Origin of the sequence: Sphingobacterium sp. NGMCC 1.201703, from assembly GCF_047784615.1 — a bacterium.
GTDB lineage: Bacteria > Bacteroidota > Bacteroidia > Sphingobacteriales > Sphingobacteriaceae > Sphingobacterium.
Genome location: NZ_JBLOHD010000001.1, coordinates 487165 through 499988 on the forward strand (window position 1 = coordinate 487165; position 12824 = coordinate 499988).

Annotated in this window: 13 protein-coding genes; 4 read left to right on the forward strand and 9 right to left on the reverse strand. The window is 40.9% G+C overall.

Features of this window, described 5'->3' with window-relative positions:
• Position 1: 1 nt before the first annotated feature.
• Positions 2-598, reverse strand: a complete 597-nt coding sequence (locus ACK8HY_RS01965; RefSeq protein WP_416132582.1) for a porin family protein — start codon at positions 596-598, stop codon at positions 2-4.
• A 323-nt stretch (positions 599-921) separates the two neighbouring features.
• Here ACK8HY_RS01965 and ACK8HY_RS01970 point away from each other — a divergent pair, with 323 nt between their 5' ends.
• Complete coding sequence (locus tag ACK8HY_RS01970; RefSeq protein WP_416132583.1) at positions 922-2118, forward strand: GTP-binding protein; 1197 nt, start codon at positions 922-924, stop codon at positions 2116-2118.
• Positions 2119-2159: 41 nt separating this feature from the next.
• Here ACK8HY_RS01970 and ACK8HY_RS01975 read toward each other — a convergent pair whose 3' ends face one another.
• Positions 2160-2918, reverse strand: a complete 759-nt coding sequence (locus ACK8HY_RS01975) for a TIGR03915 family putative DNA repair protein (RefSeq protein ID WP_416132584.1) — start codon at positions 2916-2918, stop codon at positions 2160-2162.
• On the reverse strand, positions 2918-4171 hold the full coding sequence (locus ACK8HY_RS01980; protein WP_416132585.1) for a putative DNA modification/repair radical SAM protein: 1254 nt from the start codon (positions 4169-4171) through the stop codon (positions 2918-2920). Before ACK8HY_RS01980 ends, ACK8HY_RS01975 begins: the two co-directional genes overlap by 1 nt.
• A 124-nt stretch (positions 4172-4295) precedes the next feature.
• Between ACK8HY_RS01980 and ACK8HY_RS01985 the strand changes: the two genes are divergently transcribed.
• On the forward strand, positions 4296-4682 hold the full coding sequence (locus tag ACK8HY_RS01985) for a hypothetical protein (protein WP_416132586.1): 387 nt from the start codon (positions 4296-4298) through the stop codon (positions 4680-4682).
• A gap of 40 nt (positions 4683-4722) precedes the next feature.
• On the opposite strand, the gene ACK8HY_RS01990 is transcribed toward ACK8HY_RS01985, so the two are convergent.
• Together ACK8HY_RS01990 and ACK8HY_RS01995 are read right to left on the reverse strand one after the other, a co-directional pair.
• Positions 4723-7194: a mechanosensitive ion channel family protein gene (locus ACK8HY_RS01990; protein WP_416132587.1), complete on the reverse strand. Its 2472-nt coding sequence runs from the start codon at positions 7192-7194 to the stop codon at positions 4723-4725.
• Between the two features lie 191 nt (positions 7195-7385).
• Positions 7386-8072: a class I SAM-dependent methyltransferase gene (locus ACK8HY_RS01995; protein ID WP_416132588.1), complete on the reverse strand. Its 687-nt coding sequence runs from the start codon at positions 8070-8072 to the stop codon at positions 7386-7388.
• Positions 8073-8230: 158 nt separating this feature from the next.
• Here ACK8HY_RS01995 and ACK8HY_RS02000 point away from each other — a divergent pair, with 158 nt between their 5' ends.
• Together ACK8HY_RS02000 and ACK8HY_RS02005 are read left to right on the forward strand one after the other, a co-directional pair.
• The gene (locus tag ACK8HY_RS02000) at positions 8231-9226 is read left to right on the forward strand and encodes a hypothetical protein (RefSeq protein ID WP_416132589.1); all 996 of its coding nucleotides are present in this window, start codon (positions 8231-8233) and stop codon (positions 9224-9226) included.
• A gap of 141 nt (positions 9227-9367) precedes the next feature.
• Positions 9368-9625, forward strand: a complete 258-nt coding sequence (locus ACK8HY_RS02005) for a hypothetical protein (protein ID WP_416132590.1) — start codon at positions 9368-9370, stop codon at positions 9623-9625.
• 96 nt (positions 9626-9721) lie between these two features.
• Here ACK8HY_RS02005 and ACK8HY_RS02010 read toward each other — a convergent pair whose 3' ends face one another.
• The 4 genes from ACK8HY_RS02010 to ACK8HY_RS02025 form a co-directional block, all read right to left on the reverse strand.
• A complete protein-coding gene (locus tag ACK8HY_RS02010) occupies positions 9722-10189 on the reverse strand; it encodes a ferritin-like domain-containing protein (RefSeq protein ID WP_416132591.1) in 468 nt (155 codons plus the stop codon).
• A gap of 180 nt (positions 10190-10369) precedes the next feature.
• Positions 10370-10666 carry a hypothetical protein gene (locus tag ACK8HY_RS02015; RefSeq protein ID WP_416132592.1) on the reverse strand — a complete coding sequence of 99 codons (297 nt, stop codon included), beginning with the start codon at positions 10664-10666 and terminating at the stop codon, positions 10370-10372.
• 223 nt (positions 10667-10889) lie between these two features.
• A complete protein-coding gene (locus tag ACK8HY_RS02020) occupies positions 10890-11843 on the reverse strand; it encodes a hypothetical protein (protein ID WP_416132593.1) in 954 nt (317 codons plus the stop codon).
• A 7-nt stretch (positions 11844-11850) separates the two neighbouring features.
• Positions 11851-12822, reverse strand: a complete 972-nt coding sequence (locus tag ACK8HY_RS02025) for a hypothetical protein (RefSeq protein WP_416132594.1) — start codon at positions 12820-12822, stop codon at positions 11851-11853.
• Between the last annotated feature and the right edge of the window lie 2 nt (positions 12823-12824).

Below are 12824 nucleotides of genomic sequence, written 5' to 3' on the forward strand. Positions count from 1 at the left end.
ATTAGAATATAAAGTAACCTACGCCAATGGAAAAGGCCTGTGGTTTGGATTTAAAAGATTTGGATAAGTCCGAAAACCCACGTTCGTAGCGAACATCAATACTGAATTTTTGGATATCGATCCCAAGACCACCTGTAAACTGTACATTCGACTTATCGAAATGTTTGACTCCCTCTTTGATGGCCTTTAAAGGTGATAAGTTGTCATTCAGTGTATAATTATACACCGCTCCGGCAAATACTCGAAAGTTCATGTCCTGTTGTTGGTAGATTTTATAACCGACCATCACTGGAATATCAACAGCATTCCATTTGAGTTTGGTTTCGGTTTGCCCCTGCGGTTTAATTGCTGCCTTACGTTTACTGAAAAGTGCTTCTCCTTGAAGGTATGCCCTTCCGAGATTGACCCGGGCCATACCACCCACATGGAGCCCCAGCGCATATTTGTCGTCCAGGTCTGCCAGATCGGTATTGAGTTTGTTGATGCTGCTTCCACCTTTGATACCGATCTGAATAAGGGGTTGTTCCTGTGCAAATACCATTTTGCTTAACATCATTGCGAAGAGTACAACGCATGATAAAATTGCTTTTCTGCTCATTTTTATTGTTTTGATATGCACAAAAAAACGAAGGCCGACGCTGATACAGAAAAGTCTTTGACGAACGGTATACTCGCAGTGACGAAAGTAAAAATGAAGAGGAGCCATGGTGTTAACGACTATTTCAATGATGTAGGATGTCTTTTGACATAAAATAGATCTATTTAATAAAGCAACTATGTTGCATTTATTAAATAGTATTATTAGTTTTGTTCAAGACAATGTCAATACAATGTCGAGATGAGGGAGCGGGTGGAGATTAGCGTGAGTTGGCACCCAAAGAGGAGAATAGATCGAAAATTTAAATTTAAATAGCAATCAAGATGAGAAAAAAACTACCTGTAACGGTTTTGAGTGGCTTTTTAGGGGCAGGAAAAACATCATTATTGAATCATATTCTACACAATAAGAACGGTAAGAAAGTTGCCGTTATTGTCAATGATATGAGTGAAGTAAATATCGATGTGCAGGCTGTAGAACGGGAAAATGTATTGTCGCGAACAGAGGAAAGGCTGGTGGAGATGAGTAATGGGTGTATTTGTTGTACGCTACGGGAGGATCTTATGGTCGAAGTTGAACGTTTGGCGAAGGAAGATCGCTTTGATTACCTCCTGATCGAAAGTACAGGAATTTCGGAGCCAATTCCAGTAGCGCAGACATTCAGTTACATGGATGCTAACAACAATATTGATCTATCCGCATTTAGTTATATTGATACAATGGTTACCGTAGTCGATTGTTTGAATTTTGGGAAGGACTTCGGCAGTGCTGAGACTTTGTGGGATAGGGAATTGACGGACGATGATCGTGACAACCGGGCTATTGTCAATCTTTTAACAGATCAGGTCGAATTTGCCAATGTTATCATACTCAATAAAGTGGATCTCGTTGCCGAAGAGACAATAGGTACTCTTGAGTCCGCTATTGGTAAGCTTAATCCGGGAGCAAAGTTGATCCGTACACAATTTGGGCAGGTAAATCCGGAAGCGATTATGGGGACTGGTGCATTTAACTTTGAGGAGGCCTCAGCTTCTGCTGGCTGGATACGTGAGCTCGATACGGAGCATACTCCAGAGACAGAAGAATATGGTATATCTTCGTTCGTTTTCCGGTCACAACGCCCTTTCCATCCACAGCGTTTGCACGCTTATTTAAATGAACAATATCCACCAAATATCATCAGGGCAAAGGGACTTCTCTGGTTGGCTTCCCGTCCGGATGTTGCGATTAGCTTTAGTCAGGCGGGGGGAAGTGTGCGGATGGAAAGCGCTGGGGTCTGGTGGAGCAGTATGCCTGAATCGACTCGCAAGCAGTATCCGATGTATGCGGAAGTGAAGGACGATTTGTTGATGCGCTGGCACAGTGAATGGGGGGACCGGAAGAATGAACTGGTCTTTATTGGACAGCATTTGAACAAGGAGCAATATTTGGATGAATTGGAATCTTGCCTATTGACGGAGGAGGAAAGCGATGATTGGCGCTTTACCTGGTGGAAAGACGAGTTTCCTAAGAATCTTTAAACAAATCCTTAGCGATTGCCGTACGATCGGCAAGATTATTCCTATTGTTTTTCGGTCAAGTATTTCCAATATCGCTTGGGAACATGTCGCAAGTGAAGTTTTAAATTCTTCCGGGATTCGATCGTTGTGCTTTTAAAATAGGTTTTCCAGAGATGCTGGAACTCTTTTTCCTTTGGGTCCAGATCTATTTCCAAACGTTGGTGGGTATGAAGTTCATTTTCAGCACAGCTAGCTACTTCTTCTACGTGGTGGCAATCATAATAAAATCCGTAATTTCGTCGGATATCGTAGATCAGCCACTGTTGGTCAGTAAAGCGGTTCTTAAAAAAATCAATGACCAATGGGAGGACATTAAAATCGGGTTCCACAATAGCTGTATACAGACCGGTATTGGATTTAACAAAGCGTATAAAGGCTTTCATCCGATGTCTTTCGCGGCTCACTTTCTTTATCATTTGATGCATACGCAACAGATCAGGTCGCCCGTAGTTCTGCATATCCATTTTTCCGGATTTGAAAAGCTCGACGATCAGACGGAATCCGTTGGCCCATTCGGATGGACTGTCGCTTAGAAAATTGTGGTAAAAGATCTTGGCATTTTGTAATCCTATTAGCTTATTCATCGCGGTCAGAATACGGATGGCTTTAAGTTTATCTGTATAGATCTGACGTTTCTGTGAAAAGATATTGATTTCCAGCTGCTGTGAAGTTGTTGGAATAGCGTCAAATTCTTTTCGTTCAAAGGCCTCGAAAACGCAGCATAAATAGCCATGGTAACTCCCGTCGAAAATATAGTTCATCAAAATAATGTTAACTGGGTTTGAATGCTGTTTGATTTGGTGCCGGGCTGATGTCCCAGAAGAGACTTCCGAATCTGTTCCGGATAATGGAACCCGGCACTGATGACAGTATCTAGGCAAATCATGAAGTATTTTGCTCTATTAAATGCGATCCCCAGCTTACGCAATTGGTATTCCTTTAATTTTCCGTATTGACGTGCGTGCACGATTTTGTTTGCGGACTGTCTACCAATTCCGGGAATTCGAATAATTGAACTGTAATCCGCTGTATTGATATCGATCGGAAAAAACTGCGGATTACGTAAAGCCCAAGCGAGCTTGGGGTCTATATCCAGTTCAAGCTGTTGATGTTGGGTATTTAGGATTTCATGCAAGGAGAACCCGTAGAACCGCAATAACCAGTCTGTTTGATAAAGTCTATTTTCACGCACAAGCGGCGGAGTGGTACCGATTTGTGGAAGCATGCTATCGTTGGCGTTTATGGGGATGTAACCTGAATAGTAAACGCGCTTGAGCTTATAAACTTTATAGAATTCATGCGCGGTCTGCATAATCTGTAGGTCTGTCTCCGGCGTGGCTCCAATGACCATCTGTGTACTTTGGCCTGCGGGGACAAACAATGGAAGTTTTTTAACCATCTTTTTATGCTGCTGAACGTTAAGGATTTCGTTTTTGATAATCGCCAAAGGTTCGCGGACGGATTGATGATCTTTTTCTGGCGCAACAAGTTTTAAACCTTCCTCCGTAGGGATTTCCAGATTGACGCTCATCCTATCAACGTATAGGCCGGCCTGCTTTAATAGTGACTCGCTGGCTCCGGGAATAGCTTTTAAATGAATATAGCCATTAAATCTTTCTTCGGTGCGAAGCTTTTTTACGACGAGCATCAACCTTTCCATGGTATAATCCGCGGATTTAAAAATACCGGAACTTAAAAATAGGCCTTCGATATAATTACGGCGATAGAAGTTCATCGTTAGATCAACGACTTCCTTCACTGAAAATGCCGCCCGTTGAACATCATTGCTACGTCTGCTGACACAAAATGAACAATCATAGATACAATAGTTGGTCATTAAAATTTTCAGCAAAGAGACACATCGACCATCCTCTGTATAGGTATGGCAAATCCCACTCGCTGATGCATCACCAATGCCATTCGTATTTTTTCGTTTTCCGCCACTGGAGCTACAGCTGACATCATATTTCGCTGCATCAGCTAAGATCTTCAACTTATCATCAAATCCAATCATGATCAATATCTTAGTAAATTATGTAAATTTACTATTTTTATTAGTAAATATAGTATTAAAAATTATCCGATCTATCGAAAACTATTTTTACCGGTATATGTTTCTATCCATAAGTTATAACGATATGAAAAGAACATATTTTTTAATTGTAATTCTGGCTAATATGGTGTTCTCGGTCATGGCCCAAGAAACAAAGAAAGTAAATGGCTGTGCGATGGTGTCAACTTATGCAGAAATGGCTTTTGCCAGTTTCAAAAAAGCGTACAAAGCGGAATCGCTCGATGACGCTAAGTCTTTTTTGAAAGATGCGGTGAGCAAGGCCAAAGAAACCGCTGCTTACAGTATTCTCCCTGACTGCAATTGTGCCAATGCTAAAAATTATGCTTTAAATGCCGTTACATTTGGTAACAAGGCATTGAAAACTTCGGATTTGGAAAGTTTAAAGAAATGGTCCAAAAAAGCGATGGATATGTCATTGGATGTATTAACCGCTATACCGAATTGTCAATAGTTATTTGATGCCTAAGCTATTGACATAGGGACTTGTTGGATTAGTCTGTTGGATTAGTTTGTCTACCTGACTCTTCTTTATTGAGGATCAGCTGCTGTGTTGGTAATGCGAGTTCAATATGTTCTTTTCGAAGTGTATTGTCAATAGCGACCAAGATATCACTTTTGATCTGACCTGTATCTTTGCTTGTCTTGACCCAGAAAAAGAATTCTATTGCAACAGACTGCGCAGATACGGAGGTAAATTGTACAATAGGCGCTGGGATGCTAAGGATCTGCTCATTCTTTTCCGTAATTGCAAGCAGCAAGCTTTTTACTTTGTCTAGATCGGTTCCATATTTGACTTCAATATGGCCGCTTAGGCGCTTGCGGGCAGTTCCCTGGCTCCAGTTGATGACACGTGAACTCAGCAGGTCACCGTTGGGCATAATTAGGCTTGCACCCTCTGGAGTCACGATGACACTACTCCGAAATCCGATGGATTTGACACGGCCGGATTGTCCACCGACTTCAATCGTGTCATCTACATTGACCGGTTTTTCAAAGGCGATAATTAGACCACTGACCAAATTATTGACCAGTGTCTGTAGACCAAAACCTATGCCTACGCCTAATGCACCAATAATTAGTGTGATTTGCTGAATGGGGATGCCAGCAGCAGCAAAAGCCAGAAAAAAGCCAGAAAAAATAATTGTAATGCGAATTAACAATAACCAGCTCCCAAGATGGAATTGTGATCCGTCGCGTTCGGTATGGTGGGGTTGAGGTCCAGAGGCAAAAAAGGAGACAATCTTGGAAAGTATGGTTGAACAGACCATGATCAGGACAAAAACAACGATGTTAATGACTGTAAAGCTATAACTGCCCAATTTGTGCGTGTTGTAGAAGAAATCGTGTATGGGATCTGCCAATAACCTAAATTCGTAAAAATTGCGCCCGAATAATACAAACCAGCCTACAATAAGGATAAGGTAGAAAAATAAAGGCGCCCGTTTGCCGACACGGTCGTAGTTGATATAAAAGAGCCTTCTTTCTTGCTTCTTATAGACCAAAGAAGCATAGGTGAGCCCTTCATTAACCAAACGCAGGACCCATAAAAAAATAATCGTCACCACTACATTCAATAGACCTGCGATCAGCAGTACTTTGGCAATATTAAAACTGCCGCCAAGGTTGAGCCCGAGGGACAGTAGTTCCATGAATGTCATCAATCCGATAGGGAACAGTATCCAGCGCTCACGTAATTCGGTATGACGGGATCTGTTTAATAATGAAAATATACCCAGCGAAAAAGCCGATGATGCAATAAATACCATACACCATCGTTCTGACCGTGAGGCCTGCAGCAACATATTATCCACTGCAGCTAAGAAATATAGCCCCAATAAGCTCAGCCAGATCGTCATCCAATAACGTGAAATATGTTTGCGGAGTATAATGCTGATGAGTATGGCCTGGGTAATAATAAAGATTGTAGAAAATATAAAAGGTGGATTGATAAACAAAAACTGTACAACACTTAGCGCAATGACCGTTCCCGAAACGATGGGTCGAGTTAATAGCATAATGGATTCGGAAAGCATATGCCCCTGATCTTTTAAACTTTTTTTCAATGCGGATAGATAATAAACAGCCAAAGTTACTGCAGCGATTAATAATAAAAGCTTTCCCCAGTTTCCTTTTAGGTAGTAGGTAAGTGCTAGTTTTGCCTTGATGACAGAGAGCTGTATAATCTCCTCTATTGGCCTGTTGTAAGTGCTTTCTTCCCAAAGCGGTGCAAACTCCTTGTCAAACGTTTTTTCAGCAATCTGTTGCTGATAATAGCGTATCTCCTCCGTATCATTGTCCAAGGCCATTAGTTCGAGATTCAGCTCATTTTGAAGTGTCTGAATAATACCTATATTTTTTGTAAGCTGCTTGCTCACTGGCGATATTTCTCTGGATAAAACATGTAGCCTGCCCATGTACTGACTCAGCTGTAGAGAATCTTCTGAAACCACAAAGAGGGATTTATCCATCGTGAGTGAGTCTATTTGTAAGCGGTAATTGATCAATTGCTCCTGATATCTGTCTACTCGTCTTTTGTAGGTTGATACTTCGGTAGTCAGTGTATTTAGAATATTAAAGGTGGTTGTTAAATTTCTGGAAGAATGGGCGGAACCCTGGTTGTTAAATACACCGTCTTTTGATAGTTGATGCCAACGAACGATCTCCTTTAATTCCGTACGGACTGCTGCGGTATCAAATCCTTTCTTTAAAAAAGCTCCTGCATGCCTAGATACTGTTTTTAACTGTTCAAAGACCTGATTTCGCCTTATTGATGCACGATCCTGTTCAAAGTCAATGACACTCTGCTTGGCTGATCTGCTAAAAAAGTCCCGCATACGGGATACATAATTTCCTTTCACTGTATCAGCAGCAGCGCTTTGTTCCGTAAGAGCAATGGATAATATAGGCCTAAGACAGCACAAAATAATCAATGGAATGTATAATAATGCATGCCTTCTTTTCATACTAGTAAATTGGGTTTCGATAGGGGTAAAAATAACAAAAAAGCAGGAGGTTTTATAGTTTCATTAATAGAGAAATGAATAGATTATTTTCAAAAGGTGCAATGGTGGCTATATAAAAAGCCATATCGAACTACTGGGGTTGATACGGCTTTTTTTAGTTCATGTCGCATTTGCTTCGACAGAGGAGCTACTTATTTTTTTGTTGCTTCCAACATAAAAAGCCCTTCAGTAGTCAAGGGAAGTCCTAGAATACGGTTTTGCGCATGGATGTCGACTTCAACGGAATCGAATCCGATTATTTGCAGTATGTCGATGTCTTTGGCTGGACGTTCGTGTCGGCTGATTTCTAAAGCCGATTTGATTGCGTTTACCTCTTCAATGGCTCCGGATGGGCATTCATCGTGCCTGTCTGTGCTAAAAACTGTTTTTCCGAAATCTGCGTCTAGATTAATCAGTTTGCCGCCAGGCTTTAACACGCGTTGCATTTCTCGGTAGCATTTTTCCAGATCAGGGATAGTCCAGGTCATTAGACGTGTAAACACGAGATCGAAGCTATTGTCCTCGAATTGCAGGGACTGGGCATCCATGACACGATAATTCACGTTTAGCTTTAGTTCCTCACTCACACGGGCTGCGGCTTCGATCATCTGCGGTGAAAGATCAATGGCTGTCACCTCAAAACCAGCGAGTGTCAGGATATTCGCAAAATATCCGGTTGCAGTACCTACCTCCAAAACACGATTGCCAACCGCCAGTTGCCGGATTGATTTAAAAAACTCGAGCCATCGCTCTGTCTCCGGATGAGACCAGGCTTCTTTTCTTTCCTTAAGCCAGGAAGCACTTCTTCCATTCCAATAAGTTGCTATTCTTTCAATCATCTCGCTACTTTTAGTAGCTGCAAATTTATCCATATTATCCCGAACAAAGGATTGAATTTATGTCAAGACAAATATATTTTTTCATAAATTAGAGGATAGGGATCAGTTGCACTGAAAAAATAAACCAGGCAAATTTTAAACCATGACAACTTAAGTATATGAATAAAGTAATTCATCGGGAGCGTTTTGTCGTTCCGGCTATAGGTCAGAAGCCGTTCGTTTGGATATTGCTGATTGGAGTGGTTTTAATGGGCTCCTGCCGGAGCATCAAAGATCCCGGTATACGGGATGCCCTATACAATAGCACTTGCAATCAACGAAACCTATATAGCTATACAGCTGATCAACTTCCGGTGGCACTGCACCAACAGCAGCTGTCAAAGCGCCTCACAGAAAAATTTGACCATAATACACTTAATATGGCCAATGCCATAGGCATATTGAATCTGATGGATAAATATATGCAGTTGCGAACAAGGCGAGATAGTACCAGTGTGGATGGCCGAATACGTATGTTGGAGCTCAAGCAGGATATCGACCATCGGATAAATGCGGCCTCGATCGAGATTTCTGCCGTTTCTTCGGAGATGGACTGTGAGGAGGAAAGAGTAAGTCAGGTCGCCAACTACCTCAAAGGAAGACAGGGAGATCGGGAGTCCAAATTGACAAAAGGAGCTATTGTTGTGGGAGCACTCGGTGCCATCCTTGCCGGTGGTGCGATTAAAAATGAGGGCGTAAGCAATACCATTGGGATTACAGCGGGTATTGGCGAAGCGGGCCTGGGATTGATGATGCTTTTTAATAAGGAATCTGTCGAATTTTATCACAAACGAAATGCCTTAAAAGATGTATGGGACAATGTGGAGACTTCCGCAATCTTTCCGCCGTTGGTATGGTATTACCTCAACTACAAGAATCCATCTATTGGTCAGAATAAATCGCTAAGAGAACAGATCGTAGAAAAATGGACCAATCTTGGTCAGATCAACCTGGATCCGAAGAAATCATCTGTACCGCTCTTTTTTGGTGAAGGCGGGAAGTACTCAACAGATGAACTGGAAAACCGGGCGGATATGTATGACCAACTGGAGTCCAGCATTACACTGATGAAACAGGATCTTAAAGCACTTATGCTGGCACTTGACAAGATCTGACACTGTTGCCATTGCTATGATTGCTCGCGGTTATATCAGTGATTTTATAATATATATTTCAATACATTTATGTAATCGTTACAAATTACATTTTTTAGCTTGTATATTAGCTCCATATTAAACTGACCAAATATTAAAACTATGAAAGAAAAGGAACTAACCGAATTAACCGATCAGGAGCTGTTGGATAGAAAAAAGCAGCAAAAAAGCAGTAAATTAATCAATGCTGTACTAGTGGGGTTTTGTGCTGGGATTGTAATTTATGGTGTTGTAAATAAAGGGTTTACTGTTTTTACATTTATGCTTATCGTGCTGGGAGCTTGGGCTTTTACACGCTGGCGGAAAACGGATGAAGCCCTTGACAATGAGTTGAAATCCAGAAACCTGAATGAAAAATAGTTTTTGTGCATTTAAAACAAAACCGGGACCTGAAAGCTCCCGGTTTTTAAATTGTCAAGAATATACAAGACAATAGCGCATATCAGCTTTGTTTATTTATAATGAAGCATTGTCGCGCAACATTTTAATATGGTCATGCGCTTCAAGCTGCTTGTTTAATTGGATGGTTAAAACATTTTTTACACTGGGCGAGAGTGTATCATCATCGTCTTCCAAAATCTTTTTATAGGTAGCTTTAAAGGCATCCTCACCTTTTTCGCAGCTTTCCAGTAGACTCTTTTTATCATTGCCAGCGATCGTTACCTTGATACCCATCCATGTTCTAAATAGTTTACCACTAAGCATGGTACTGTCTGTAGGCTCTTCTCCTTCCAATTTCACGTACGGAGTCAGCTCGGTAATGAAGGATTCGGATTGTTCGATATATTTTCTGAAATCCGCTTCCAGTTCATGCAGACCGTGGTTGTGCGCAAGTTCGATCGCTTTATTATAACCTTCAATTCTATCGTTATTGATTTTGATAATGTCATTGATAACTGCGGGATCATTGATGTTATTTTCCATATTCAATTTGATTTGTTTTCTAACTAGGAAACAGTCCGATGGATTGCTTCGTTTGTTATAAATGTGATTCAGGTATTTAATCTATGGTGCGTATTTTTACCGATGGAAATTCGGAAGATTTAAAAAAGGGCATACGCTAATACGAGTTCTGATTACTCATTCTGCTGCATAGTTGCTATTTTAAACGTTAATATCGCCTGAGAGATCGGGTTTATCATCATCTTTTTTCCGTTGCTCGTCCAGCGCTTCTTCGGGATCATGGGTGCGGTCGTCTTTAATACCCGACAGATCCGTATTAGGATCTTCGTTATCTTCACGCGTATCCAATGGAAGATCGTCTTCATCGGAAGAAAGAGCGTCCTCATCCGATCTCGTAAGATCGGGACTCGGTTCCCGCGGGTCTGGATTGGGAATAGCAGAAATAACAAAGAGGAGTATTCCCGGACCTAAATCTTTTTGTTTATGGGGTGTTTTCATACAATTGACTTTTTAGATAGAACCCAACGTGCCAGCTTAAGGTTGACCGAAGTAATACCTAATTTCTCGCATTTCTACCTAACAATACTGCGGTACGAGATCATATCGCGATCGGAACAGCGATAACACCAATCAAGATATCACGCAAAACAACGTTTTTTTGCGCTGTGGGAAGAATGGCATCGCTAAGATGCCAGTATTGATGACCTGATTACAGCTACCACTAGAGGTCGTAAATTTTTGTTTTTTGAATCGGAAATGGAACCGAACCATCGGTTTTGCTAAACGTGAGGTGTTTTTTTGTGCCTTCTTCATCAAAATTTAAGCGTCCATCCGGCAGTGTCTTAAATGTCCCTCGATAGGTCGTAGATCCGTTAAACAATTCGCCCCGACCGTTTATTTTGCCAAATTCGAAGCTGCCGCTGTATTTTGAGCCATTTGCCCATGTATATATTCCTTGTCCATTAGGAGTCTGTTTATGAAAGTCTCCTTTATAACTGTCGTTATTGGTAAAATAATAGATCCCAGTCGCCCCTTTGCCTGTTGAATATTTGAGTTCTTGAAGTTTGCCTACGTATCTGCATCCATTATCAAAGTAGATGCTGCCTTCTATAAAGGCAGTGTCAAATAATCCTTCATACCTATATGGGGACGAACTTCCATAATACGTACCTAAGCCTTTTGTAATCCCATTCACAAACTGTCCTTTGTACTTTATAAATCCGTCAAGAATATAGTCGTATTCAATTCCGTAGCCTTCAAGTTTATATACCTCGTTGAAAGTTCCTTCCTGCCATTTGTTGAAATGGTGACGATAATATCTATAAATTGTCCCCGACATAAATCGACTATTAACAAAATGACCCTCAAATTTGAAAATTGAATCTAATGTAATTGATTCACCTTTCCCATTGGGGATACCATTTACGATTTCGCCGCTATAAATTTCATCCCTTAAGCCTAAATGTTTCCATGGATAATTTTTGACATATCCATTTAATATTTTTTTCTTCTTTGGTTTATTGTATTCGTTTTCTACTTTTTTTTGTGTTGATCGGTTTGTTGTTTCCACCTTCTGTTTTGACTGTTCCGCTTTCTTAAAGTTCGGAAGAACCTGTGCGCTGCTCATATACGCCATTGTCATGGCAAATATGAAAGAGATTGAAAATTTTGTCATTAGATTATTATTCTTTTAAAAGATCGATAAATGGCGTTTGAAGTGGCCGTTTTGAATTGCCCTCGATTTGGTTTGCGTCAAATGTACCGGAATAACTGCTGCCGTCCTTCCAGGTATAGGTGCCCTTACCCTGCATCTTGGTACGCCAGAATTCGCCCTCATACCGGTCTCCGTTTGCAAAGTAATATATTCCAGTATGCCCTGTATTGGCCGACTTCATATATACGATATATCGCCCTACATATTTGGAGCCATCTTTAAATAGTATTTCTCCAGATTGCCAACCTCCATCGTAGAATTCACCAGTCCATATACTTCCATGGGAAAAGGACTTTGACACACCTTTACCGTGGGATCGACTGTTTTTAAATTCGCCTTCGTACATTCCATCATCCCAGTACTGTTTTCCGGTACCATTAAGTCCCCCATTCTGAAAAGTTCCTTCCAAATTTAGCTTCCCTTCATCATCATACATTTTTCCATAACCTTGAAGTTGTTCGTTCTCATTAAACGTACCCTCTTTCCATTTTCTTCCAGCGGGGGGGGAAGCCTGATAGTAAATACCTTCTATCAGTTTATTATTCCTAAATGTCCCCGTTTTTAATTTGCTACCATCGTATTGGAAATAAAAGGTTCCGGTATCATAGCCACCGTTAACGAACGTGCCTTCAAATATGGGGATACCATTTTGGAAATAGGATTTTCCCTTTCCATGTGGAAGGCCGTTTTCTAAATTACCTGTATAATAAATTTTATAACCCGAATCATCTTTAATTGGATAATGCTTTACATAACCATTGGTAACAAATACCTTTTTCTCTGGTATGTGGACAGATCGATTTTCTGTGTTTTTCTGTTTCGAAGTCAACACAGTAACCTTTTTTTGCTGTTCCGCTTTCTTAAAGTTCGGTAGAACCTGTGCGTTGCTCATCGTCATTGCGCTAATAACAAGGATGCAACCTGTTAGATATTTGATCATAG